Genomic DNA, 24850 nt, shown 5'->3' with positions numbered 1-24850 from the left:
TCGATATCCAATGCGCTTGAGGACTCCGGCAGACCGAGCGCGACCTGCGTGACCTTGAGTAAGGCGCGATCACCCATCAGGCCGTACGCGGACGTGACCGCCGATGCCTTCCGCCCAAAGTAGAGCGCCAGGCGCAGACCCTCGCTGGTATTACCTGCTTCTACCTCGAGCGTCTGATTGAGGTAGCGGTCTACGACGCCTTCTCGCGTGCGAGAGAACGCCGTCGCAGTCGAGCCGTATCGCGCGAAATTAAACGTCTCGGCTAGATCGCGGAAACGCGTGTCCGAAAGGCGATTTGCCATGCTGTCGGTGTTGTCAATGCCTTCGGTCAGGACGCGGCGGATAAACGCCTTCGCGTAGGCCATATCTTCAAGGCCGAACGCTTTGAGGGCATAATTGTAAACGCGATCGTTGCCCATGAAGTCGTCTATCGACTTGATCCCCTCGACTTCGGCGAGGTACGAATCGGTTGCGCGTTTGACCGACGGCTCGGCGCCCACGCGAGCGAGCGAGGCCGGCAGGTCTGCCGTCAGCAGACGTAGGTTGGAGATCGTGGTGTTCATCAACTCATTCTCCGCATGCTGCCGTGCGCGGGCCGCCGCACCAATCGGAGATTGAATGTGCCGCCTTGTCCGAGCCTGGATCATGGCGACTCTGGGCAACTACAGGCTGGCGCAAGGCAAGGCGGTCAAGTTGTGGCACCCAGGCGGAACACAGCCGATGCGGACAGATCTCCAACCATGACAATTATAATTGGCTTGATCGTTACCTTGGGATGCATGCTCGGCGGCTTCGTCGCCATGGGCGGTCACGTGGCAGTGATCTGGCAGCCTTGGGAGTACGTCATCATTCTGGGCGCATCACTCGGTACGTTCATCGTGGCAAATCCGATGAAGACGATCAAGGATGTCGGAGTAGCTCTCAAGCAGGTCGCGGTCAGTGAGATACCCAAGAAAGAGGATTATCTGATCATCCTGGGTTGCCTATTCAGTATCATGCGGGAAATGCGCTCCAAATCCAAAGCCGACATGGAGAGGCATATCGATGCTCCGCACGAGTCGACGATCTTCACGGCCTATCCAAAGATTCTCGCCCATCCGCGGCTGCTGACATTCATATGCGACTATGTGCGACTGATCCTGATGGGCAACGCTCGCACGCATGAGATCGAATCGCTCATGGACGAAGAAATCCTGACCATGCGCGCGGATAAACTCAAGGCCTACCAGTCGCTTGTCGCGGTGTCCGAAGGTCTACCGGCTCTAGGTATCGTTGCAGCCGTCTTGGGCGTCATCAAGGCCATGGGCGCTCTCGATCAACCGCCCGAAGTGCTTGGCCATTTGATCGGCGCAGCGCTGGTCGGAACATTTGCGGGTATCTTTTTCTCCTATGCTGTATTTACGCCTCTGGCGACGCAAATCAAGATCGTCCGCGAGAAGCGGATGCGGCAATATTTGGTGATTAAGCAAACTTTACTTGCTTTTATGAATGGCGCAATCCCGCAGATTGCGGTCGAGCACGGCCGAAAGGCGATTTCGGATCTCGATCGACCGTCAGTCGAGGAGCTCGAGCAGCAGACGATTTCTGGCGCAGCCGCGCCAATTGAACTCAGGAAGGCATCTTAAAGGGAGCATTCTCGTGGATTCGAGAGACATGCAGGAAACGAGGAGCCGGCTCGATAGGGTGACCGATAGCATTATGGTTGGTCAGACGCCTCCTGAAGCGGAGGAGCAGCCGGCGAGCCCGTCAAACGTCGACGAATGGGGCGGGCGAGGGCGAGACGCAGTCATGCGCATCCCTGTGTACGTTCAGATTGTGATTGGTTCGGTACGAATGCCGATCTCCAAAATCGTTGGATTGACTCGTGGATCGATCATACCGCTTGACCGAAAGGTGGGTGATCTGGTCGACGTGGTCGTGAACGACCGCACAGTTGCGCGCGGAGAAGTCGTGGCTCTGGATGAAGATGCCGAGCAATTTGCCATTGCGGTGCGTGAAGTAATTGGTGCGAACGAATCTTGAGAGGTGGATTGCAGATCGCCTCTGCTATCCTAAGAAACTGGAAGCGTTGATTTCCCGCCGGAATCGGGTGTCCTTCAGGAGGTGGAATGTCTGGCGGGGAGGACAGGGAGTCCAAGACAGAAGAAGCAACCCCTCGCCGCATTGAAGACGCTCTGAAGAAGGGCAACACGCCCTTTACGCGAGAGGTCGGAAATGCTGCTACGCTGCTAGCATTTGGCTTGCTTCTCCCGGTTGCCGCTCCAATGGCGGCAGCAAGGCTCGTGCCCCCCCTCGGCTTATTCATCGACAAGCCCTTCGATTTTTCCTTGAGCAGTGCCGGCACAACTGTCGCACTTGCCTGGCTGATAGGCCCCCTAGTTCTTGCCGGTGTGGCCCCTATTGTGTTCGCCGTCATGATTGCGGGAATTGTTGCCTCGGTATCTCAGAACTCTCCCCGCGTAGTATTGAAGCGCATCACACCCCAAGTCTCCAGGTTGTCGCCAGGAGCGGGACTGACCCGGGTCATTGGCGCGCAAGGTAGGGTCGAGTTTCTGAAGGCTCTCGTCAAATTTATCGTCGTCGGTGTGCTCTTCTACGTCATGCTGCGCGTCGGATCGCAGCGAATTGCGAACTTGCTTCTGATGCGCTTCGACGAAGTTCCCATAACGCTGATCACCGAGACGTCTCGACTTTTCATAATTGCGGGACTGTGTATAGGGGTACTTGCTGTCGTAGACGTGCTGTGGACGAGGCTGAAATGGCGCATCGACTTGAGAATGAGCGTCCAGGAAGTGAAGGACGAGCAGAAACAGGCCGACGGTGATCCTACGGTCAAGGCCCGCCAGCGATCAATCGCCCGTGAAAGATCGCGCCAGCGTATGATATCCGCTATTCCGCGCGCTACTCTGGTTGTCGCCAATCCGACCCACTACGCCGTGGCAATGCGCTACGTGCATGGCGAAACGGCTGCTCCGGTCGTGATCGCGAAGGGGGTAGATCATCTGGCGCTTCGGATACGGTCGATCGCCGAGGCGAACAACATACCCGTTGTGGAAGATAAGGCACTGGCGAGGACCCTTTACGCGGCGGTAAAAACCGATCGACCGATACCGCCGGAATTCTATCGAGCGGTCGCCGAGATTATCATGCATCTTCTCTCTCGGGAGCCTCGGTCGACTAAGCTTCAGGCTCAGGTAAGTCTGCGCGCCTAGCCTTCCTCCGAATCCTAGGAAGGAGGCAGATCATGAGCGATCTTGCTGTTTTTCAGATTGGGCATGACCGCGCGCGGTGGCTTGCCGCGCGGGTTGCTGTTGTGGCGGCGAACGTCGCAAATGCGGATACGCCAGGCTACCGGGCCAAGGATATTGCACCATTTGGGTCGATCCTGAATGAAGCGCGCATAGAAATGCGAAAGAGCCAAGCGGGGCACCTAGCTCCCGAACAGGACATGGAGGCCCGCTTTGGCGTCGGGCCTCGCGAAGGCGCCGTTCAAAAGCATTCTGGCAATTCGGTGTCGCTCGAGGCCGAAATGGCTGCGCTCGGTGAGGCGAAAGAGCAGCAGTCCGCCGTCACCGCGATTCTCGGTGTATTTCATCGCATGCTTCTATCGAGCTCGCGGGGCTGATCATGGTGGACGATCTCAAGATCGCGGTTGCCTCGTCGGTGTCCTCGTTGCGCGCGCAATCCACGAGGATGCGCATCCTGTCGGAGAACTTGGCCAATGCGACGGCGACCGCCTCTACCGAGGACGGCGAACCGTACCGGCGCAAGATTGTGAGCTTCAGATCCGAGCTTGATAGAGCCAGTGGCGCCTCTGTGGTGCGCGTCCAACAGATCTCGAGGGATAGTTCGCCGTTTCCGATCCAGAACGATCCCGGCCACCCGGCTGCAGATAAGAATGGCAACGTGAAAATGCCAAACGTCAATTCTCTCGTCGAGTTGGCCGACATGCGGGAGGCGTCTCGGTCATATGAAGCAAGTCTTCAAGTCGTAAAGCAAACGAGAGAGATGATCGGCAATCTTGTTGATCTTCTGAGGGTGAAATGAACATAGATCCGATCTCGGGGAAAGCTCCCAGCCGTAGCTTCGATGTCGGTTCCAATGCCGGTCTCGGCGAACTCTCAAACACAAATCAGACATCGGGCGCTGCTCACACCGATTTCTCAAGCATGCTGAGTGGCGCCATCGAGGATGTCGCTCATCAATTGCGTCATGCCGAGGCGATTTCCATCGCTGGAATCAAAGGAAAGGCGTCGACGCAAGAGGTTGTCGAACAGGTAATGCAGGCCGAGCAGGTTTTACAAGCTTCGATCGCGGTTCGAGATAAAGTTGTGGCAGCTTATCTCGAGATCAGCCGAATGCAGATCTGACGACGGCCACGAAAGGAATCGGTCATGCGCGCTTTGGCTATTGCTGCGACTGGGATGGCGGCTCAACAGCTCAATGTTGAGGTCATTTCTCACAATGTCGCGAATATCAATACGACAGCGTTCAAGCGCTCGAGAGCGGAGTTTTCAGATCTACTCTATCAGGTCGAGCGCGAGGCGGGAACTCCCACATCAAATGGTACCGAGATTGTGCCCGAAGGGCTTCGTGTCGGTCTTGGTGTCCGGCCCGCTGCGATCCGAAATTTGCATCTGCAGGGAGCGCTGACCCAAACGGGCAATACCCTCGATCTTGCCCTAATGGGCAAAGGATACTTTCAAATTTCTGGACCGGATAACGAGACTCTCTACACGCGCGCGGGAGCATTCAATAAAAATGCCTCCGGACAATTGGTCACGACCGATGGCTATCTGGTTCAGCCGACCATCACTATTCCGACCGAGGTGACCGCTGTGACGGTCAATGAGAGCGGACAGGTGTTGGGTCAGGTCCCGGGCCAAACAGATCCGCAGCTGCTCGGACAACTCTCGATCGCGAGCTTTGTCAACGACGTCGGACTTTCACCTCTCGGTGGAAACCTTTACAGGGAGACGTCATCGTCCGGACCAGCCACGATCGGCATCGCTGGCACCTCCGGCCTCGGTGCAATCAAGCAGGGCTATCTCGAGTCATCGAATGTCGACGCAGTGAAGGAGATAACCGAGCTCATTTCTGCCCAACGAGCTTATGAAATGAATTCGAAGGTTATTCAAGCTGCCGATGAAATGATGGGCACGATCGCTAAAGGACTGAGATAGTTGCGCTAAGCCTGGTGGAAGGTTCGCGGTAATGGGCAAAGGAAAAGGCGCTTTCGTGCGATGTCTCCCCGTACTCGGGCTGCTCGTGTCTGCTCCGCAATCCGCCGTTGCGGGAAATGGAGCCGCCATCTCGTTCCCGGTACCGACGGTAAGGATCCAAACGGGAGATGTGTTGAACGACGACCTGCTGATCGAGCGCCGGTTGATTGCCAATAGGGTGGCCTTGCGCACGCACTTCACCTCGAGGGATCAGGTGGTCGGCAAAGTGGCGAGGCGTCCATTGGCGGCCGGGGCAGCCATTCCCATGAATGCATTGCGGGAGCCGTATGCCTTCAATGAAGGTGACCGCGTGGTCGCTGAGTTCATCTCGGGTGGGTTGCGGATACGGGGGATGGCAATCGCGCTGCAGCCCGGCGTCGTAGGCTCGTCGGTGCGCCTCAGAAACGCGGATACAGGCACGATCGTCAACGGCGTCGTTCAGCCGGACGGCCGCGTAGAGGTTGGAGGTTAGTCATGCGTGCCGTCTGGCTTGCCCTCCTTGGCCTTACGCTCCTTGCCAGCGGAGCAAACGCGGAAGTGCGCATCAAAGACATTTCCTCCATCCGAGAAGCGAGATCCAATCAACTCATCGGATATGGTCTGGTCGCTGGCCTGAAGAGTACCGGCGACACGTTGCGAAGCGCGCCGTTTACAGATCAGTCGATGACGTCGATGCTCGAGCGCATGGGGGTCAATATTCGCGGACTCGGCGCTCGCACTCGAAATGTTGCGGCGGTCATGGTCACGGCCGAGTTGCCAGCGTTCGCCTTCCCGGGTAATCGGATCGACGTGACGGTCACTTCGTTGGGAGATGCGTCCTCGCTGGCGGGAGGTACGCTAATCATGACACCGCTGCAGGCCGCGGATGGCAACGTTTATGCCGTCGGCCAAGGCTCGGTGTCCGTATCCGGATTCGAGGCAAAGGGACAAAACGAGGTGCTCACGCACGGTGTGCCGACGGCTGGCAGGATTGCTGGTGGGGCCATTGTGGAGCGCGCCTCGCCTAGCCCCGGCTCCTCCCCGAGCGTTCTTCACCTGGAGCTCAAGAACCCTGATTTCTCGACGGCGGTTGCGATACTGGATGCCGTCAACGGCTATACGCAGCAGCATTATGGCGCGCGCTTGGCGCAGGATAGCGGACCTGCATCGGTCGCGGTGAAACTGCCGCAGCGGATTAGCCCTTCGCGATTCATCGCCGAAATTGGCAGGCTCGAAGTGCTGCCGGATAGTCCAGCGCGCATCATCATAGATGAGCGCACAGGCACTATCGTGATAAGTCGCAATGTGAAAGTAAGCCGCGTCGCCGTGACCCACGGAAACCTGACCGTTCGGGTTACAGAAACACCATCGGTGTCGCAGCCGAAGCCTTTCTCGAAGGGTGAGACTGTTGTTACGACGGAAACGTCGGTGAAAGCAGGGCAAGGGACAGGAAATTTTGCTGTCGTGGATGGCGTCGATCTTCAGACGCTGGTCACGGGGCTCAACCGCATGGGACTGAAGCCGCCTGGAATAATTGCCATCCTGCAAGCTATCAAGACGGCCGGAGCCTTGCAGGCGGAACTGGTGGTTCAATAGTTGAGCGGGTGGCCGAGGTGGCAGCGCGATGACGCCGACGAAATCGATGACGGGAGAAGAGGTGCCCATCCGACGCGCGTCTCAGCGAAAAGGCGTCGCGAAGGTACCCGTCTGCAAAATTGCGATCGCGGTGGCGATTTTGACTGGTGTCTCAGCGATGTCTGCTGTCGGCGGGGCGCCTTCGAGACAACAGACGCCTGGGAAGGCGGCCGCGTCGACACCCCCGCCATTGGCCGAGCTGCAGAAGTCAGGAACTCTTGCGGCTCAGTACTGTGAAGCGGCGCGGGATGCTGTAGCGGAGGCGAGGTTCTCGAATCAAGCCGAGCAACTCGAGCGATTGGCGAAGCAGGCGGATGAACGGCTGGTTTTGCTCGAAAAGCGAAGCGCCGAGCTCAAGGAATGGCTCGAGAAGCGCGAGAGCTTCATTGCTGCGGCGACGAAGCACCTCGTTGCGATTTTTGGCGCCATGCGGCCCGAGGCGGCATCGGAACAACTTGTCAGGCTCGACGTTGCGACTGCGGCTGCAATCCTGTCTCGACTGGACGTGCGTGCCGCGAGCGCCATCCTGAATGACATGCCGCCCGAGAAGGCTGCTCGGCTGGCCGGCGTCATTGCGAGTTCGGCCGGCAAGGACAAGCAGGAAAAGCCGTGACCCTTTACAAGACGCCAGTTCACCGACCTAAAAAGCGCCCATTGTCGTGGGGAGGCACCGCATGCCTTGTTGCGTTGCTGGTCGGATTGCTCGCCGGTTGTTCGACCAGACCTCAGGAGATCGGACGCGAGCCTGAGCTCAGTCCAGTTGGATCGGGCTTGATTGGCGCAGGGTCGGCAACGTCGAGCGTGACGCCGTCAGATCGGCGGGCTTCAATCGAACCAGCACGAATGACACCGGGCTCCACCTGGCGCGAGCGTGGTACCGACCTCTTTCGCGATCCACGTGCGAGACGCGTTGGCGATATCGTTACTGTGACGATCCTGATGAAGGACAAGGCCTCGCTGGATAACAGCTCCAAGCGTTCGCGGGACTCGTCGCACGGCTTTGGTCTCGACGTGAACAGCAAAATTGACTGGCGTAGTTTTGCAGGCGCCACTGGTACAGCTGTAGACTCGGCGATCAAGTCGAACACTGCCTCGGATGGAAAAGGAGAGATCGCACGTTCCGAGAACATCGATTTACGTGTCGCTGCGGTCGTAGCAAACGTGCTCCCGAATGGGAACCTGGTGATTCAAGGTTCGCAAGAAATCCGCGTGAATTATGAGCTGCGGGTGCTGACGTTCTCGGGGATCGTAAACGTTGCAGACATTAAATCCGACAACACGATTTCTCACGATCGCATTGCCGAGGCGCGGATGTCATATGGAGGACGCGGTCGCATGATGGAGGTCCAGCAACCAGCATGGGGGCACCAAGTCATAGACGCGGTGTTTCCATTCTAGGCCTGCCGGAGGGGCGAAACGTGGCGGGACAGGCGAAATCGGCGTCCGATGGGACGGGTAAGGCGGAACCTGGGCTCCTTGTGCCGCTGGTGCTCCTGCTTGTGTTGGGAGGTGGAGCAGGCTTCGGATACGGAATCCTTTTTGGAGGATCGAAAGAACCGGCTGCGGCCTCGGCCGCCAAGACGAGCGGGATGGCCGCCCCGTCGCACGTAGCGTCGGAGGCAGACGGCAAAATGGGCGCGGACTGGCACCTCGAAGAGCTTGTCGCCTTGCAGCCATTGATCGTGCGAATCAACGGAGACACGGGAAAATGGTTGCGGCTCGAGGGGGCAGTGGCGTTCGCCCGGTCTTCGAAGGAGGATCGCGGACCGATTGTCGCGCAACTGGGTGAGGACCTGATGCTCTTCCTTGGAAGCCTGCGGCTCGAGCAGGTTGGTTCCCCTACCGGCCTCGAGTTTTTGCGTGACGATATGAACGATATCGTGCAACTCCGCACCAGAGGGCAGGCGAAACGCTTCGTTTTGAAATCGCTGGTGGTGGAATGAAGCGCATATCCCTGGCTGTCCTGATCCTGTTCGCCCTGACGGGAGAGGCGCTGGCTCAGTCGATCGATTTGTCGGGTATCCTGCCGCCGGGACAAGGGGCGGTAAGCGCACGGATTATACAATTGCTGGCGGTGCTGACCATTTTGTCGGTCGCGCCGGGCATCCTGGTTACGGTTACATGCTTCACGCGTCTCGTCATCGCCTTATCATTCCTGCGATCTGGGCTCGGGCTTCCGTCGACTCCGTCGAATATTGTGCTCATCAGTCTCGCGCTTTTCATGTCGTTCTTCATCATGTCTCCGACGCTGGAGCGTGTCTGGAACGACGGAATAAATCCACTTCTCGAAAATAAGATCGACGAGCGAGAAGCCTATAAGAGGGCGTCCCAGCCGCTTCGAGAGTTCATGCAGTCCACCGTGCGCGAGAAAGATTTGCGGTTGTTTGCGCAGCTGGCCCAGAACAGGCTTCCTGCAATGACGCCTGAAGAGGCCGCGTCCGATTTGCGTGTGCTGGTTCCGGCATTCATGATTTCGGAACTGCGGCGCGGGTTTGAGATGGGATTCCTCATTCTGCTGCCATTTCTCGTAATTGATCTCATCGTCGCGACACTCGTGATGTCGATGGGCATGATGATGCTTCCGCCCACCAGCATCTCCCTTCCTTTCAAGGTGCTGTTCTTTGTTCTGATCGATGGGTGGAACCTTCTAGTCGGTGGATTGGTGAGATCCTTTGGATAGGAGCCCTCTCGCACTTGCAAATGCGGAGAGGAGATGATTGGCGGCGTGCACGGACGACACAGTGGGGCGGGAACCGCATTCCGCCACTTGAGGCACCTCGCGAATGCTGATAGGGCACGAGATAGCATTCACCGAGTATTAAGTTACCGTCGCCTATCCTCTGCTTGAACAGCGAACTTGGTCGCCAAGGGCATCATGCCGTCTCGCTGTACCGGACGATCCGGTATGTCCCGATTGTATCCACTTGCAACGCATCTGGGGCATCTACATGAGCAGCATCAATACCAACTTCGCCGCGATGACGGCGCTCGAATCGCTGACGCGGACGAACAACAGCTTGCTCGAGACGCAGTCGCGTATCTCGACGGGCTATCGCGTTGCGAATGCCGAGGACAACGCCGCCTACTGGTCGATGGCAACCACCATGCGATCGGACAACAAGGCACTTTCGACGGTTTCGGACGCACTTGGTCTTGGCGCCGCAACGATCGACGTCGCCTATACCGCGATGAACAGCGCCATCGACGTCGTGACCGAACTCAAAACGCAGCTTGTTTCCGCGCGCCAGCCCGGTGTCGATAAAGCCAAGGTGCAAACCTGGATCGACGAGCTGCAGAACCAGCTCCGCACGATTGCTTCCTCTGCGTCTGTGGCCGGCGAAAACTGGCTCGCGGTCGACGTGGCAGGGTCCAGCTACCAAGCCACCGAGGAGGTTGTTGCCTCCTTCGCGCGCTCGTCCGGCGTGAACGGCGAGCAGGTCAGCGTTGGCACGCTCTCGATCGACGTGGCGTCCTCGTTCCTGTTCAACGCGGATACCGATGGCGCGGGCGGTGTGAGCGGTAGCGGCGCCGCGACGGCCGACGCGCTTGGCATTCTCGCCTCGGCGCGTCTTACTAGAGACGACGCCGATACGGCGGGCGTCGCACGCGGCTCGATCGACGCCGCAGGCACGATCGTGATTGCAAACTACGACCCGGACAACTTGGGGTCAGCTCCGGCTGAAATCGACATCACGAATGCTAGCGTCGACGACCTCGACGACTACATCCAGGCTGTCGATGCCGCATTGTCCGAGATGACCTCTGGCGCGGCCAACCTGGGTGCCGCCAAGAAGCGTATCGACATCCAAAAGGACTTCGTTACGAACTTGATGAGCGCCCTGGACCGTGGCATCTCCTCCCTGGTCGACGCAGATATGAACGCGGAATCGACCAAGCTTCAGGCTCTGCAGGTCCAGCAACAGCTGGGCATCCAGGCTCTCTCGATTGCGAACTCGTCCAGCCAGAACATCTTGTCACTGTTCCGCTAATCGGGGCCATCCTGGTAGTGGCTCGTACTTAGAATAGCTGAGACTCGGCCTTTCATGCGGGCGGCGATGCCAACTGGGCATCGGCGCTCGCTGAGGCCGAGTAATAGTTCACACATATGTCTTTCGACCGCAGAGTTGGATAAAGCGCAAGCTTTGCGCCACCTTGATGTGCTTGGTTCTCGCGGGTGTCTCGCTTCGACCGCAGGGAGGTCCTGGTCCATGGATCCGAGCATCGTCATCTTCGTTGTCGGGAGCGGCACGAGCTTCATCGCTTTCTATTGGTTCTTCAATCGCCGTATTGGCGCCGTCGAGGCGCGCCAGCGGGCCGATCGCGCGCGGCACTTCGGCTTGAGAAAACTGTCCTTCATCGATGACTTGAGGCATGAGGCCGGGCTGCGCGCGGAATCCGTTATCAATGCGGCAGCCGAGCGCGTCAGATCAAGCAGCGCGCATCCGGGATCCGCTCCAATCAGCGCGGCCACGCTCGAGCGCTTGAAAGAAACGCGCTCCATGCTGCAACCGCTCCTGCCCGACACCTTTACGGCAGAGTTCGATCATATCGTTCGCGTCTTGCATGCCGCACCCGCGATGCGAGAAATGGAGATTGACGCGGCGCTGGGACGGTTGGCGCGTCAGGTGGCCGCGATCGGCGCCGCTACGAAGTCTCCTCCGCGCCGCAGAGCTATCCGGCTGGACTGGCGTTTGTCGAGGCTGCTGCCATTGCGGACCGCAGGTGATGCCCGATGACCAAAGATGCCGATCCGCACAAGTTGAGCGAAAGGGCGATGGCCGTTTCCGAGATCTCGGAAAGGCGGGATAGATCGTTGGAAGCTATTACCCGACGAGTGTCGCCTCGCGTGGACGCCAAAGACAACGGCTCCGTATCCTTCCGGACCGTGAGCTATGCCGTAGAATTCTGCAACGTGTCCCGGGGCGGCGCCCAGATTCGCGTGCGCCAGGGATTGATCCCCGCCGTGGGGCAAAGCGTTACGCTACAGTTTGTCGACGGGACGAACATCGATAGCCAGGTCGTATGGCAGCGCGATACGCTGCTCGGCCTCCATTTCAATGAGCCGCTTTCGGACGCCATGGATGCAGTCTACTTCGAGGGCCTCGGCGCCGACTATTTTCGTGCGGTGCTGAAGCTCCAGATCATGCGCGCCTAGCAAGATGCAAAAGCAATCCCTCTCGTCAGAGATCTCGCTTCAGTAGATCAGGCCGCCGTTCGCGCGTCAGGCGCTCGGCTTCGGTGCGACGCCATTCCTCGACACGCTTATGGTTGCCCGAAAGAAGTACGTCAGGGATCGTGCGGTCCTCCCAGATGCGGGGCTTGGTGTATTGCGGGTATTCGAGGCCGCCAGCCTCAAAGCTCTCCTCGGCGAGCGAGGTCTCGCCGCCGAGCACACCGGGGAGCAATCGAACACAGGCGTCGATGAGCACCATGGCAGCCAGCTCTCCACCCGAGAGCACGTAGTCTCCGATCGAAATCTCCTCCAGGTCGCGGGCGTCGATGACGCGCTGGTCTACGCCTTCGAAGCGCCCGGCCAGCAGTAGCACGCCTGGACCGTGGGCCAGTGCTTTTGCGCGATCCTGGGTCAATGGCTTGCCGCGGGGGGAAAGATAAATTCGAGGCAGGTCGGGCGATGATGTCAGCGCTGCATCGATGGCAAGCCCCAGGACGTCAGCGCGCATGACCATTCCCGCTCCGCCGCCAGACGGCGTGTCGTCAACCTGGCGATGACGACCGATGCCAAACTCGCGAATGTTTACGCAGTCGAGGCGCCACGTTCCGGCTGCGAGCGCTTGGCCCGTCACAGATACGGCCAGCGGGCCGGGGAACATCTCCGGAAAGATCGTCAGCACGGTCGCCTGCCAAGGCACCAATTGACGCGCGGAACTCGTCTCGCTCAAGCGTAGATCTCCTTAGATCGGGCCATCATAGTAGTACCCGCATGATCGGTGATCCGTCATTGGACGTGGACAAGCGCCGACCTAGATGCCGAATATATCCCCGGTTCCAACAATTCTCGCAACAAAACAGGAACCATTCCAACGGAGGAGACAGCCATGAAGAAGGCGCATATTCCAATCGCGCTAACCGCCTTGACCTTATCGGCCACGCTCGTGCCACCATCGCTGGCCGAAGAAGTGACGCTGCCGCCCTCGATGGTCTGGAGTGCTTATGATCTCGGTTCCAGCGGGTATGCGGAGGCGTCTGGCATAGCCAATGCGCTACAACAGACGCACAAGACGCGAATTCGTATCGTCCCTGCGGGCACGTCGATCGGGCGCATGCTACCGATGCTGACGGACAAGGTCCGCTACGGTTTTCTTGCCAACGAAGCTTTTTTCGCGGCCGAGGGCCTGTTTGACTTCGGCGTACCGTCATGGGGTCCTCAGGACATCCGCATCGTTCTCGGGCGGCCGGCCTCCGGCGGACTTGCCGTGGCGAACGATATTGGCGTCAAGGCAATGTCGGACTTGAAGGGCAAGCGGATCGGCTATGTGAAGGGAAACCCGTCGGTCAACATCAAGAACGACGCCTATATCGCGTTCGGCGGTTTGACGCGCAAGGACGTGCAAGTCGTCTGGTTCGGCAGCTATAATGCCATGAAAGATGCCATCGTCGCCAATCAGCTTGATGCAATGGCGTCGGTGACCACGTCGGCCAACATGCGTCAGATCGAGGCGTCGCCGAGGGGGCTGACCTGGCCGGCATTCGAGCCTGGAAACAAAAAGGGCTGGAGCGCGCTGACGAAGATCGTGAGTTTCGCAGGTCCCTTCAAGGAGACGGTCGGTGCGGCAATATCGAAGGACAAGCCGGTCGACTTGATCCTGTTCCGCTATCCGATGATCACGACCTACGCGAAGACGCCGGTGGATGAAGTCTATAATCTCGTCAAGGCGATAGACGAGGCCTACGACGTCTTCAAGAATACAACGGGAAGCTCCGCCAACTGGGAGGTGAAGCGCTCCGGTGTTCCCCCGGCGGACGCCCCGTTCCACGATGGCATCATCAAGTATGCCAAAGAAAAAGGGTTCTGGACGGCCGAGCATCAGGCTTGGCAGGACGAGCGCCTTGCACGCCTCAAGATGGTGCGGGCCGCCTGGGAAAAGGCGACGGGGGAATTCAAGAAGATCGCAGCGGATAAAGCCGAGAAGAAGGAACAATTCGATTCCGAGAAGGAGTGGTTGGCTTTCTGGGAATCGTACCGCGCGCAACATTTGAACTAGAAGTAGGGGTGCCGGTGGGAAGGGAGCCAGAAATGAGCCTCTTTCCGCCGACACTTTGGATCGGCAATCTAGCCGATCGAGACGTTAGACGTTCCTCATAGAGACCGGTGCATGTCGGATAAACCCAATATCCTCTTCGTCATGGCGGATCAGCTCCGCTGGGACTATCTCGGGTACGCCGGGCATCCGCACATCCGTACGCCCAATCTTGACCGACTGGCTCGACGTGGGGTCGCCTTCAGCCGCGCATTCGTGCAATCGCCGGTGTGTGGTGGCTCACGCATGTGTATCTATACGGGCCGCTACAACCTGACGCACGGGGCGACCTATAACAATTTTCCACTCAGGATCGACGAGTGGACGATCGGCGACTACATGCGCCCACAAGGCTATCGCGTGGCTTTGGTGGGCAAGACGCATTTCAAGCCGGACCTCGAGTCCATGTCGCGCCTTGGCATAGATCCGGGAACAAATCCGGGTCTTCCGTACTGGCAATGCGGTTTCGAGCCATTCGAAAGGGATGATGGGTTGCATCCCGAAGTGGACGGTCTGCTCGCGGGCGCTGATCCTGCGTACAATGCATGGCTCAGACAACTTGGCTATCCGGGTATCAATCCGTGGCACGAATGGGCAAACTCGGTCGAGGGCGAGGATGGCGAGGTGCTGTCGGGTTGGGCGATGCGCAACGCGCGGAGGCCCGCACGCGTCAAGGAGGAACACTCGGAAACAGCTTATATGACGGATCGTGCGCTGGAGTTCATGCGTCTGGCGCGAGGCACGAAGCCTTGGTGCCTGCACGTCTCATACATAAAGCCGCATTGGCCCTACATCGCGCCTGCTCCCTATCACGCCATGTACGGACCGGAGCACGTGCTTCCTGCCAATCGATCGGAAGCCGAGCGGCAGAATGCGCATCCTGTGATCGCGGCCTTCATGCGGCATGACGAAAGCGTGAATTTCGCGCGGGACGACGTGCGCGCGACGGTCATTCCGACCTATATGGGTTTGATTTCGCAGTTCGATACCCATGTCGGTCGATTGATCGATCACCTCGAAGCGACTGGCGAAATTGACGACACGATCATCGTTGTGACCTCGGACCACGGCGACTACCTCGGCGACCACTGGCTCGGGGAGAAGGATCTTTTTCACGACGAGGTGGTCCGCGTCCCCCTGATCATCGTGGACCCGCGAAACGGGGCGGATGCGACGCGTGGTTTCACGTCCATGGCGATGGTCGAGGCCATCGACCTGGCGCCGACGTTTCTCGAATGGGCGGGAGGCGCGCCCCAGCCGCACAGGATGGAAGGGCGATCACTGGCGCCGCTGCTTGCGTCGCGGTCGGTCGCCGATTGGCGTGAGGCGATCTTTTGCGACAGCGACTTTGCGCTTCGCCACGCACGGAAACATTTGAACCTCGCGGAGGACGAGGCGCGCGGCTTCATGGTGCGGACGGAGCACTGGAAGTATGTGCATTTCGAGCACTTCCGACCTCAACTCTTCGACCTTGAAAACGATCCCTCCGAGTTGCAGGATCTTGGCGACAGTCCAGCGCATGCCGAGGTTCGTGACACGCTAAAGGGTCTGCTCTTCACCTGGGCATTGACACGCAAAACGCGCACGACCGTTACGTACGACTACATTCGGCGTGTGACGGGCGGCGCGCGCGCCCGAGGTTACAGGTTCGGGGAGTGGTAATGCATGGATAGGCGGCGACTGAGTATCGATGACGTGAGCCGGCTGGCGGCATTCTCGGCAGCGGCGCCTCGTCCATTCGCTGTCCTCGAAGCGATCGGAGCCCTCGCACAAAGGGTGATCGGTGCTAAAGCCTTCACGATGTTTCGATACCTGCACGAAGCGCAAGAGGTCGAACGCATTCATTCGAGCGACCCGGTGTTTTATCCGGTCGGCGGTCGAAAGCGCGTCAGCGATTTTCCGACAAATCAGAGCGTTCTCGGGCGGGGTGAAGTTTATGTTGCCGAGGGGCCGGATGACATCCGTGCCACCTACAAGGACTACGAGAAAATTCTGAAAATGGGGGTGACTTCCATCATGAACGTGCCGGTTCGCCTCTGCGCAGCGAACATTGGCGCGGTGAACCTGCTCGGCCAGGCTGGGCAGTTTGACGAGGCGGCCGCTGGGGATGCGCGCGTGCTCGCTGCGTTGATGGCGCCGATTGTGCTGCAAATAAACGGATCTCTCAGATGATGCCGAGCGACGCCCATGTGTTTCGCGCGCCAATCGATGCCTTTCCGATAAATCGCGAGCGACTCGGTGGGTACCTGCAAAGTGTGGGGCTGCCGCTCGATCCCGCCGAGCCTATCTTGCAGTTCGGAACGGGGCTGGCGAACATCAACTATCGTTTGAGGGCGGGCGGTCGGATGCTCGTGCTGCGCCGTCCGCCAGATGGGGATCTTCCGCCGGGCGCGCACGACATGGCTCGCGAGCATCGTATTCTCTCTCGGCTCTGGAGGGCGTTGCCGCTGGCGCCGCAAAGCGTGCATCTGTGCGAAGATCGCGGCGTCATCGGCGTAAACTTCCAGCTCATCGACTATCGACCCGGACTGGTCATCAAGGGCGACGACAAGCGCCACTTCGAAGGCAAGCCGGAGGTTGCAGCACGCACGGGTAAGATGCTGGTCGAAACGCTGGTCGCGATACATGGCGTCGACGCCGACTCGGTCGGCCTGGGTGACCTCGGCAAACCGGATGGCTTTATTGAGCGCGCACGGAAGGGCTGGATGGGACGAGCCGAGCGACTGGAGCTTGCGCCGGCGGCCAAAATGCTCGTTCGCGAGATCTCCGGCTGGCTCGAGCGGCAAACCATACTCGCGCGCAGCCCCACGCTCCTGCACTCCGATTTCAAGCTGGACAACTTGATCGTCGAGCCGGGCGCGCTGAAGCCGGTGGCGATTGTCGATTGGGATATGGGCACGCGAGGCGATCCGCTGTTCGACGTTGCGACGATGCTGAGCTACTGGGTGCAAGACGGTGATCCGGACTGCATGCACGACATGAGGCAGCTGCCGACCGCATCGCCCGGGTTTCCGACGCGCAGCGAAATCGTCGCGGAATACGCACGTCTGACGGGGCGCGATGTCTCCGATTTCCCGATCCTGCGGGTGCTCGCCATGTTCAAGCTGGCTGTGGTCCTGCTGCAGCTGCATGCGCTCTGGAAGCGCGGCGCGGCCAAAGGCGACGACTACGCGGCGTTCGATCGTATCGCGACGGATCTCCTCGCTTTCTCGAAGGACGCGTCGGCGGGCCGAGGCTGACCTTGAAGGACGCGCGAGCCAGATATGGTGCTGGCAAACCAAGCTGCTTAGATTTTTCGCCGACCGGTCGACACAGCTTGACCGATAAACGGGAGACGCCTCATGAAGATTACAGCTATCCGGGCCCACTATGTACGAATTCCCTACGATATGGGGGCGCCGACGACCGAGTTCGCGGGACTTCGCTTTCCGTCGCAGGATCATCTGCTTATCCAGGTGGACACGGATGCTGGCATCACCGGTTGGGGCGAGGGCTTCGGCCATAACATCATTCCGGCGACCAAGGCCGCGCTGGAGAGCTACGTCGCGCCGTGGTTCATCGGAAAAGATCCCACCGACATCAACACTTTGCACCGGGAGGCAGCCCAGGCGTTCCATATTTTCGGGCGCAACGGGCCGGTGGTCTACGCGCACTCCGGCATCGACATCGCGCTGTGGGATATTGCGGGCAAGCGTGCCGGACTTCCGGTTTCGGATTTACTCGGCGGTGCGCGCCGTAAAGAGGTTCGTGCCTATTGCAGTCTCATGCGCTACGGCAATCCGGATGTGGTGCGGCGGATCTGTTCGGAGCGCGCGGCGGCCGGTTTCACACACATCAAACTGCACGAGCATTCTGTTGCGGCCGTCATGGCGGCGCGTGAGGGGGCGGGGGCTGATGTCGGCATCATGAACGACGTCAACTGCCCGTGGAGCGTGGCCGAGGCGCTGGCCATGGAGAAGGCCTACCGGCCCGCCAATCTCTTCTGGCTCGAGGAGCCGGTGTTTCCGCCAGAGGACCACAAGGGTTTGGCGCGAGTCAGGCGCGAGGGGCAAACCAGGATTGCGGCCGGTGAAAACGCCGCAGGCCTGCACGATTTCATCGACAGCTTCGAGAAGGGCGCCATCGACATTGCCCAGCCCAGCGTGACCAAAATAGGCGGCATTACGGAGATGCAAAAAATTATCGCTGCAGCGGAAGCGCATTCGGTGCAGCTCATTCCACATTGCGCGTACTTCGGGCCAGGCAATCTTGCTTCAATCCACATCGTGGCGTCGCTCTCGACCGACACGATGCTGGAGAATATTTACGCCAACCTCGAAGCGAGCCCGTACGGCGACGCGATGGTGGCGAATGGAGGAAAAGTGCGTGTGCCGCAGGCGCCAGGTCTCGGCGTCGAGCCGGATATGGCGATCGTCGAGAAATATCGGCAAGGATCTGTCGCGACAATAGAATAGGCGATCGTCGGCCACCCCCTCAGATGACGTTGGGTCTAAGACCCTGCTCGTTGAGAATTGGCGGAGACACCTAGCGCGGTATCTTGAGGATGCCGCGTGTCCTTTCGAGATCGGGTGCTGCTTCTTTGGCCCCGCGTTCGAGCGCGCGCTCATAAAGTACCAGCGCACGCTGCATATCAGGAGCTCCGTCCGCGGTCGGCAAACGGCTCAGGTGGTAGGTATCATAGGAACGCGCGAGTGCGAGCAGAACTTCCGGCACGGGTCCGTTCATAGCGGCGACGAAGTGACGGCGCGCCTGAACGACCTTGCCTTGCTCGAACTGAGTGAGCCCTTCGGCAAGCATCTCCGCAACCGCGGCGGGCTCGACGACCGGCGGCAAGGGACCATCAGGAGCCGGCGGCGCCCGGGACGCGGAGGCCGGAGTGGCGATCCTTTGACCGGGCTCGGATGCATCCGGTTGCGGCCCGGACATCCGCCTGCCGGACGCCGACGATGCCTTGGTGCCGTGCGCCTGCTCGGCGGAGGCCGTCGATGGTGGCGCCACGGCTGGCGCTTCGATCTGGTGGACTGCGGCGTATCGCCTGACGGGGGATTTCGCCGATCGCTCGGTGGTTCCCGTGACGATGGGGTCATCCTTCAGAGAGCCGTAGCGGTGCACAGGTTGGTATGCATCTTGACGGACACACGCGGCCACCCCCAATGCGCAGACCGTAATTGCGAGGCCAGTTGGCCCGACACGTCTCACATATCGCATCCTACCTACCCCACAGCGATTCAACTTCATCGCATCAGCGGCGATTCGCTTGGTCAGGTCAGGCAGGCAAATGAAGTTCTCCAATTTACTCCGCAATATCCACAGAGGGGAGTCGAAGCAGCTTACTCTGCGGCCAAGGAGTTGGACCGCTCACCGATGAGACCAAGGCGCATTCGCGCCTCCTCGCGAAGCAGGTCGATGGGACGACGGCGCCCGCCGGTCTCGTAGTGCCAGAAGGTCCAGCCGTTGCAGGCCGCCTTGCCCTGAACTTCGGCGCCGAGCCGGTGAATGGATCCCTGCCTAATCACGCCACGCGGCCCAGGTTGGGCGAGTGATCCATCAGCGCGCACCTCGGCCCAGATGCGACCACGCTCGTCGGAAACGCGCGTGCCGGGCCGAATCATGCCGAGCTCGACGATGGCGCCGAAGGCAACGCGTGGCTCAGCGCGGCGCGGCCGTATCGTCTCGAGCGCGGCGGTCGAGAGCGACTCTTCCTTGCCGATGCGCTCTTTGGCGGCCCGCACGTAGTCCCGCTCGCGCTCGATGCCGATCCAGCGCCTGCCGAGACGTTCCGCAACTGCACCTGTCGTGCCGGTACCGAAGAACGGATCGAGCACCACGTCTCCGGGATTGGTCGTACCGATCAGAATGCGGTGCAGGAGGGCCTCCGGCTTCTGTGTCGGATGCGCCTTGCGGCCTCCGTCGTCCTTCAGTCGCTCGGGTCCCGAGCAAATGGGGAATAGCCAGTCCGAGCGCATCTGGACGTCCTCGTTGCCGGCCTTCAGCGCATCGTAATTGAAGGTGACGCGCGAGCGGCGGTCTCGGCCGGCCCAGATGAGTGTCTCGTGGGCATTCGTGAAGCGCTTGCCGCGAAAGTTCGGCATGGGATTGGTCTTGCGCCAGACGACGTCGTTCTGAAGCCAGAATCCGAGGTCCTGAAGCGCGACGCCGAGCCGGAAGACATTGTGGTAGGAGCCTATCACCCAGATGGCGCCGTCCGGCTTCAACACGCGGCGCGCCTCGGTCAGCCATGCCCGGGAGAAGGTGTCGTATTCGGCAAAGCTCTGAAACTTGTCCCAGGCGTCGTCCACGCCGTCGACCACTGTGTTGTTGGGTCGGAGCAACTCGCGGTCGAGCTGAAGATTGTAGGGTGGATCCGCAAAAACGAGATCTATCGCTTCCGTTGGAAGCTCGCGGAGCCGGTCGAGGCAGTCTCCCTCGAGGATGCGGCCCACGGGGACATTCTGAAACCTGCGAGGACGCTCGCCCATACGACGCTACTCTCAATCGACTTACTCGAACGACAACTTGCTCGTGCAGCGAGCGGAGCGCGATCTTCACGCCAAGCTCGGTAAACAGAGTGTGAAGCGGTGGAGTTAACGAGACGTTAATCCACCGAATACGGAACAGCAGGCATTATCGCCACTGATTGCGTCGAACAAAAGACGAACGACTTCGACGGATGGACGTCATGCGTCCTTCCTCCGTTATGGGTCGCGTGGGATGAGGCGGCCGAAATGCCCGCCTGACCGGGCAAGGTCGACGCCAGTATCGACGTCATGGTGGCGTGTGGTGCGGGCGAGGACGAGGTGCCGGAGATTGGCCTCGACGCAGGCCAGCGTGTCGGCACGCGACCAGCGAACGCCCTCGTAAGGGGATGCGAGACGCGGGCGGCGGCGCAGACCTACAAGCCAGAAGCCGCCATCCTCGGCGGGCCCGAACACGGCGTCATGATTGCCCAACGATCGAAACGCAGCTCGAATATCCTCGATGCGGATAGCCGGAATATCGGTACCGATCACGCAGACGGGGCCGGGCGGCAAACATCGCATCGGGCGATGCATGCGCGCTCCAAGGTCGCCTCCGCCTTGTCCCATTCGGCGAATACCCGCGGGCAACATCCGGGTCGCCACGCATCTATCCGGGCTGATTGCCAGGTAGGTCTGCCAAAACGGCTGCCGGCCGAGGCGCGAGATAATGGTACGTGAGGTGGTTCGATAAAACCGGGTCGCCTCGGCAATTCCGACGTCTCGGGCAAGTCGGGTCTTCACCCGTCCCATGATAGGCAGCTTGGTAATGATCACGAGGCGGCATGCGAAGGGCGCCGCACGTGTCGGCGGCGCCCCGTCGCCCGTCGAGCCGAGAGAGCGATGCATCAGCTTTCAATGACCCCGCGCTGTGCGTCAGGCCGGCGTGACAGGCACCAGAGCATACCCATCGCCGTCCTTCTTGATTGTTCCAGCCCCCGGCATGCCCCAGTGATAGCCGGTGAGCGTCGAGCCGTCGGACACCGCCTGACTGAAGACAGCCTTGCGGGATTTCTCGGCCAAGGCTGCATCCTGATCGAATGCTGCATGCCAGCCGGGGTGTTTCATGAACAGGGCCGGGATGTTGGTCACGTCGCCAGTGACGATCAGCTTGGCGCTGCCGGAAGCAAGCTCGTAGCTGGTGTGGCCGGGCGTATGGCCGTTCGTGTTGAGAGCCCTTATGCCAGCCGTCGCTTCGGCCCCGTCTGCAACCTGCTTGAGATTCTTCCAGCTCGGCATGGTGGCTTGGACGCGCTTGACGAGCCCTTGCCGGGCGGCCGGCAGCGTGGTGAGGAGCGCAGGATCCGTCCAGTACTTGTATTCGCCTGCAGGCACGACAATCTCGGCGTTGGGAAAGATCTGGGCGTTGGTATCCTTGGCCATCAACCCGAAGATGTGATCGGGGTGAAAGTGGGTCACCACAATCGTCGAGATCTTGTCGGCGTCGATGCCCGCGGCCTTGAGATTTTGCTTCGCGAGCAGTCCGGCCTTGGGGCTGAGCTGTCCCCCAGTGCCGGCATCGAACATGACAATTTTTCCGTCCTTCTCGACAAGTGTGACAGTGAACGGAACCGGCACGAACGCATCCGTCATGCCGGCGTTCCTGAGTTCCGCTTTGGTGTCGTCGACCGAGGCATTCTTGATAAAGCCGGGATCGTGAGCCTTTTCCCAGATCCCGTCGTAGACGGTCGTGACATTCCAGTCTCCGACCTTGAACTTGGCGAAGCTGTTGGAAGCGGTCTGGGCCCGGGCTGGGCGGATGAACTCGAGTGGACCGTCGAGGCCGAATGCGGCTCCGGCGGCGGCGGCCGATATGACGAAACTGCGGCGTGAAATGCTCTGCATAGGCGTCTCCCTGGACAACGCGCTTTTCGAGGCAATGGCACCATAGGGGCAGCCGGTTTCGCGGACGATAGAAAGGCAAAGCCGGTCGGCGGGCCTCACGGCGAATTGAACGGCCGTGATCTCGCCCTTTTAGCCATAGAGGCGAGCGATGATGCGAGGAGGCACGCGCAGATAGTAAAGGGTCAGGCATGTCAAATTTCGGGCGACGCGTGGTACATAGCCATCTCGCTTGTAGCGGACGGCGCTGGTGACCGCGGTCGCCCGTAAGATCACTGTGCGTGCTCGTCCGAGGCGGCGGATCAAGTCCACATCCTCCATCAATGGCATGTCGCTGAAGCCGCCGACGCGATCATAAAGCCGCCGCGGAATGAGCAGGCCTTGGTCACCGTAGGGAAGCCGCATTATGGACGAACGCGCTGCGGCTCCCCACTCTACGAGGCGCGGCAAGACTCCCAAGTCGTCCAATGCCAAACGGAAGACAGCTGCCGCCTCGGGGCGCCGGCCGACCGCAACGCGCTCGATGAATGCCCCGACCTCACGCTCCCAGCCGTGCTGGAGAACGGTGTCGGCGTGCAGGAACAAGATCCAACCAAAGCGCGCTGCGCTGCCCCCGGCCTGGAGTTGCCGCCCCCGGCCCGGCGGTGATGTGATCACGCGGGCTCCGGCCTGATCCGCGATGCGCAGAGTTCGATCATCCGATCCGCCGTCGACGATGATGACCTCGCGAATGAGGCCTTCAACCGTGGCCGACACCAGCGCTGAAAGGCAGTCAGCGAGCCCAGCTTCCGCGTTCAGGGTCGGTATAACCACGGAGATCATAGCTTAGCATGTGTCCTGGAGGCAGTCGTTCGGTACCCGGACTGATTGCATCTATCGCGACGTCTCGCAAAGCACCAGAGTGTCGCTTCCTCCTCACGTCTGCGGTTCTGCTTGGGCACCCTTCTTGACCTGCAGATCGTCGCACCGTTGCTCGCGTTGGCCACCGGGATCGCCTCAGGCTTCATTGCTCACTCTCGAGCGAGCCGGCGGTGGCGCGGTGCCGACAGCGGACAAGCAGGGCTGATCGTGAGCCCTGACAACTTGACCGTGGTCATATGGCGCAACGCGATGGAGGAGGTGATTGCGGGCCACGCCACCATCGGGTATCAGTGGGCCGAGCAGCACCCGTAGCTCAGCTGGATAGAGTGTCGCCCTCCGAAGGCGAAGGTCGTAGGTTCGAATCCTACCGGGTGCGCCATTTGCCAGCAAGATGATAGCTTGCAGTTCGTCGTACCGCGTTCTGGCTCCAGCGGGTCCGACCATGGAAACTGCGTTCAGCATCGATGCTCTCGACACAACGTCGCTCGTTGAGGCCTTTGGAGAGCGAGGGCTCGACCTCTCTCACTTCCCGACCAGAACAGAGCGCAAGCGGGCCGGCAACGGCTTGGAAGAGGAGCTTTATGTTCTGCGCCGCTACCTGTTCACGCTAGATGCGGCCAGATTACTGTCTTACCCCGTGAAACTATCGAAGTCTGAGACGCCGGACTTTGTCGGCACTACCGACGGGGCTGCACTTGGAGTCGAGATCACCGAGGCAACATCATCTGCCGACCAACGCGAAATGACCATCCAAGAGCGGTCGGGACAACCGGCACTGCTTGGAACATATGGTGGCCGCTACAGAGGCGGTATACGTGATGACGCACTTCCCGAACGCGGTCGCAGAGCAGACCGTGACCTTACCGCGGACGTCATGAGGGCTGTGCGGCGAAAGCGAGGATTGTCCTACCAAACGCCTCAGGTGGATTTGGTGCTCTATGCGAATGGCAACGCCAACATGATGGCAGACTTCGCGACCTTCTCGCCGCTCGTCTGTCAGCAACTCGATCGGTGGAGTGCCGCTGTCACAGCTTCCGGAAGGGTTCGTCGTGTCGCGATCATGAAGGAGCCAAAGTTGATTCTCTGGGATCGCCCGGGACGCCCAATCGTGATGAACTTGTACACGACGCTTCCGCCTCAGAAAGACGTGGTAACTTCAACCACATAGGTGTTCGCACTTTTGTTCAGTACGGCGCGCCAAGTATTTTTCATTCCAGATCAGAAGCTTGCTTAATCGCTTGCGCCATCGGAGGCGATATGGACGCGCGGTATCGGCTTGAAGGCGCGAGAAGCGACGAGGATGGCCTTCTGACTTCTGCGCACGACGCGCTCGCGGTTTGGAGCCAAGACGGAGCTGGGCCAAATCGGCGGCCTCGCCTCTTTTGCCGAAAACCAGCAAGTCCGCATCGCCCTAGAGTCCTTCAGGTTTAGCTGGAAGCATATCCTGCGTTCCTGAGGTAGCTTTCGCACTCGCTGTGTGAGATGGCGGCGACGAGCTTGGCGATGTGTTCGTGGATGGCGTCAACGGTTCGGGCCT

At 59.9% G+C, this 24850-nt stretch carries 29 protein-coding genes and 1 tRNA gene; 23 read left to right on the top strand and 7 right to left on the bottom strand.

Features of this window, described 5'->3' with window-relative positions:
* Positions 1–563 (bottom strand): DUF1217 domain-containing protein (locus AB7F49_RS28520; protein ID WP_428528735.1); only part of this gene is annotated, 563 nt, incomplete at its 3' end.
* A 177-nt stretch (positions 564–740) separates the two neighbouring features.
* Between AB7F49_RS28520 and motA the strand changes: the two genes are divergently transcribed.
* From motA to AB7F49_RS28440, 16 genes are all read left to right on the top strand, one after another.
* Positions 741–1625, top strand: coding sequence for a flagellar motor stator protein MotA (gene motA, locus AB7F49_RS28515; RefSeq protein ID WP_428528733.1), 885 nt, complete (start codon positions 741–743; stop codon positions 1623–1625).
* A gap of 163 nt (positions 1626–1788) precedes the next feature.
* Positions 1789–2022, top strand: coding sequence for a FliM/FliN family flagellar motor switch protein (locus tag AB7F49_RS28510; RefSeq protein WP_428528731.1), 234 nt, complete (start codon positions 1789–1791; stop codon positions 2020–2022).
* A gap of 86 nt (positions 2023–2108) precedes the next feature.
* A complete protein-coding gene (locus tag AB7F49_RS28505) occupies positions 2109–3212 on the top strand; it encodes an EscU/YscU/HrcU family type III secretion system export apparatus switch protein (protein ID WP_428528730.1) in 1104 nt (367 codons plus the stop codon).
* A gap of 32 nt (positions 3213–3244) precedes the next feature.
* Entirely contained in the window at positions 3245–3625 is a 381-nt protein-coding gene (locus AB7F49_RS28500; RefSeq protein ID WP_428528728.1) for a flagellar basal body protein, read from the top strand.
* Between the two features lie 2 nt (positions 3626–3627).
* Complete coding sequence (flgC, locus tag AB7F49_RS28495; RefSeq protein ID WP_428528726.1) at positions 3628–4047, top strand: flagellar basal body rod protein FlgC; 420 nt, start codon at positions 3628–3630, stop codon at positions 4045–4047.
* Entirely contained in the window at positions 4044–4370 is a 327-nt protein-coding gene (locus AB7F49_RS28490; RefSeq protein ID WP_428528724.1) for a flagellar hook-basal body complex protein FliE, read from the top strand. The genes flgC and AB7F49_RS28490 overlap by 4 nt, the downstream gene beginning before the upstream one ends.
* A 24-nt stretch (positions 4371–4394) precedes the next feature.
* On the top strand, positions 4395–5183 hold the full coding sequence (flgG, locus tag AB7F49_RS28485; protein ID WP_428528722.1) for a flagellar basal-body rod protein FlgG: 789 nt from the start codon (positions 4395–4397) through the stop codon (positions 5181–5183).
* 31 nt (positions 5184–5214) lie between these two features.
* Positions 5215–5694, top strand: coding sequence for a flagellar basal body P-ring formation chaperone FlgA (flgA, locus tag AB7F49_RS28480; protein ID WP_428528720.1), 480 nt, complete (start codon positions 5215–5217; stop codon positions 5692–5694).
* 2 nt (positions 5695–5696) lie between these two features.
* Entirely contained in the window at positions 5697–6797 is a 1101-nt protein-coding gene (locus AB7F49_RS28475) for a flagellar basal body P-ring protein FlgI (protein ID WP_428528718.1), read from the top strand.
* A 337-nt stretch (positions 6798–7134) separates the two neighbouring features.
* Complete coding sequence (locus AB7F49_RS28470) at positions 7135–7449, top strand: MotE family protein (RefSeq protein WP_428528716.1); 315 nt, start codon at positions 7135–7137, stop codon at positions 7447–7449.
* A gap of 41 nt (positions 7450–7490) precedes the next feature.
* Positions 7491–8234: a flagellar basal body L-ring protein FlgH gene (flgH, locus tag AB7F49_RS28465; RefSeq protein ID WP_428528737.1), complete on the top strand. Its 744-nt coding sequence runs from the start codon at positions 7491–7493 to the stop codon at positions 8232–8234.
* A 20-nt stretch (positions 8235–8254) separates the two neighbouring features.
* The gene (locus AB7F49_RS28460; protein WP_428528714.1) at positions 8255–8779 is read left to right on the top strand and encodes a flagellar basal body-associated FliL family protein; all 525 of its coding nucleotides are present in this window, start codon (positions 8255–8257) and stop codon (positions 8777–8779) included.
* Positions 8776–9516: a flagellar type III secretion system pore protein FliP gene (gene fliP, locus AB7F49_RS28455; protein WP_428528712.1), complete on the top strand. Its 741-nt coding sequence runs from the start codon at positions 8776–8778 to the stop codon at positions 9514–9516. The genes AB7F49_RS28460 and fliP overlap by 4 nt, the downstream gene beginning before the upstream one ends.
* Before the next feature lie 268 nt (positions 9517–9784).
* Positions 9785–10825 carry a flagellin gene (locus tag AB7F49_RS28450; RefSeq protein ID WP_428528710.1) on the top strand — a complete coding sequence of 347 codons (1041 nt, stop codon included), beginning with the start codon at positions 9785–9787 and terminating at the stop codon, positions 10823–10825.
* Between the two features lie 54 nt (positions 10826–10879).
* Positions 10880–11572 carry a hypothetical protein gene (locus AB7F49_RS28445; protein WP_428528708.1) on the top strand — a complete coding sequence of 231 codons (693 nt, stop codon included), beginning with the start codon at positions 10880–10882 and terminating at the stop codon, positions 11570–11572.
* On the top strand, positions 11569–11991 hold the full coding sequence (locus AB7F49_RS28440) for a PilZ domain-containing protein (RefSeq protein ID WP_428528706.1): 423 nt from the start codon (positions 11569–11571) through the stop codon (positions 11989–11991). The genes AB7F49_RS28445 and AB7F49_RS28440 overlap by 4 nt, the downstream gene beginning before the upstream one ends.
* 25 nt (positions 11992–12016) lie before the next feature.
* Here AB7F49_RS28440 and trmD read toward each other — a convergent pair whose 3' ends face one another.
* Positions 12017–12736, bottom strand: a complete 720-nt coding sequence (gene trmD / locus AB7F49_RS28435) for a tRNA (guanosine(37)-N1)-methyltransferase TrmD (protein ID WP_428528704.1) — start codon at positions 12734–12736, stop codon at positions 12017–12019.
* Between the two features lie 48 nt (positions 12737–12784).
* Between trmD and AB7F49_RS28430 the strand changes: the two genes are divergently transcribed.
* From AB7F49_RS28430 to AB7F49_RS28410, 5 genes are all read left to right on the top strand, one after another.
* Positions 12785–14059: a TAXI family TRAP transporter solute-binding subunit gene (locus tag AB7F49_RS28430; RefSeq protein WP_428528702.1), complete on the top strand. Its 1275-nt coding sequence runs from the start codon at positions 12785–12787 to the stop codon at positions 14057–14059.
* A gap of 111 nt (positions 14060–14170) precedes the next feature.
* On the top strand, positions 14171–15757 hold the full coding sequence (locus AB7F49_RS28425) for an alkaline phosphatase family protein (RefSeq protein ID WP_428528700.1): 1587 nt from the start codon (positions 14171–14173) through the stop codon (positions 15755–15757).
* A 33-nt stretch (positions 15758–15790) separates the two neighbouring features.
* Complete coding sequence (locus tag AB7F49_RS28420) at positions 15791–16267, top strand: hypothetical protein (protein ID WP_428528698.1); 477 nt, start codon at positions 15791–15793, stop codon at positions 16265–16267.
* A complete protein-coding gene (locus tag AB7F49_RS28415; protein WP_428528696.1) occupies positions 16264–17334 on the top strand; it encodes a phosphotransferase family protein in 1071 nt (356 codons plus the stop codon). The genes AB7F49_RS28420 and AB7F49_RS28415 overlap by 4 nt, the downstream gene beginning before the upstream one ends.
* A gap of 102 nt (positions 17335–17436) precedes the next feature.
* Complete coding sequence (locus AB7F49_RS28410; RefSeq protein WP_428528694.1) at positions 17437–18549, top strand: mandelate racemase/muconate lactonizing enzyme family protein; 1113 nt, start codon at positions 17437–17439, stop codon at positions 18547–18549.
* A gap of 70 nt (positions 18550–18619) precedes the next feature.
* Here the strand turns inward: AB7F49_RS28410 and AB7F49_RS28405 are convergent, their stop codons facing one another.
* The 5 genes from AB7F49_RS28405 to AB7F49_RS28385 all read right to left on the bottom strand — a co-directional run bounded on the left by AB7F49_RS28405 (position 18620) and on the right by AB7F49_RS28385 (position 23274).
* Positions 18620–19093 (bottom strand): hypothetical protein, encoded by a 474-nt coding sequence (locus AB7F49_RS28405; RefSeq protein ID WP_428528693.1) that lies wholly within the window; start codon positions 19091–19093, stop codon positions 18620–18622.
* A gap of 332 nt (positions 19094–19425) precedes the next feature.
* On the bottom strand, positions 19426–20574 hold the full coding sequence (locus AB7F49_RS28400; protein WP_428528691.1) for a site-specific DNA-methyltransferase: 1149 nt from the start codon (positions 20572–20574) through the stop codon (positions 19426–19428).
* Between the two features lie 216 nt (positions 20575–20790).
* On the bottom strand, positions 20791–21387 hold the full coding sequence (locus AB7F49_RS28395; protein ID WP_428528689.1) for a TIGR04282 family arsenosugar biosynthesis glycosyltransferase: 597 nt from the start codon (positions 21385–21387) through the stop codon (positions 20791–20793).
* A 99-nt stretch (positions 21388–21486) separates the two neighbouring features.
* Positions 21487–22554 carry an MBL fold metallo-hydrolase gene (locus tag AB7F49_RS28390; RefSeq protein WP_428528687.1) on the bottom strand — a complete coding sequence of 356 codons (1068 nt, stop codon included), beginning with the start codon at positions 22552–22554 and terminating at the stop codon, positions 21487–21489.
* A 30-nt stretch (positions 22555–22584) separates the two neighbouring features.
* Positions 22585–23274: a TIGR04283 family arsenosugar biosynthesis glycosyltransferase gene (locus AB7F49_RS28385; protein ID WP_428528685.1), complete on the bottom strand. Its 690-nt coding sequence runs from the start codon at positions 23272–23274 to the stop codon at positions 22585–22587.
* A 341-nt stretch (positions 23275–23615) separates the two neighbouring features.
* On the opposite strand from AB7F49_RS28385, the gene AB7F49_RS28380 reads away from it, so the two are divergent.
* A tRNA-Arg gene (locus tag AB7F49_RS28380) sits at positions 23616–23692 on the top strand.
* A 63-nt stretch (positions 23693–23755) separates the two neighbouring features.
* Positions 23756–24481: a hypothetical protein gene (locus AB7F49_RS28375; protein WP_428528683.1), complete on the top strand. Its 726-nt coding sequence runs from the start codon at positions 23756–23758 to the stop codon at positions 24479–24481.
* Positions 24482–24850 lie beyond the last annotated feature (369 nt).

It is taken from the genome of Pseudorhodoplanes sp., assembly GCF_050250235.1.
Taxonomy (GTDB): domain Bacteria; phylum Pseudomonadota; class Alphaproteobacteria; order Rhizobiales; family Xanthobacteraceae; genus Pseudorhodoplanes.
This window is presented reverse-complemented; position numbering and strand designations above follow the sequence as displayed.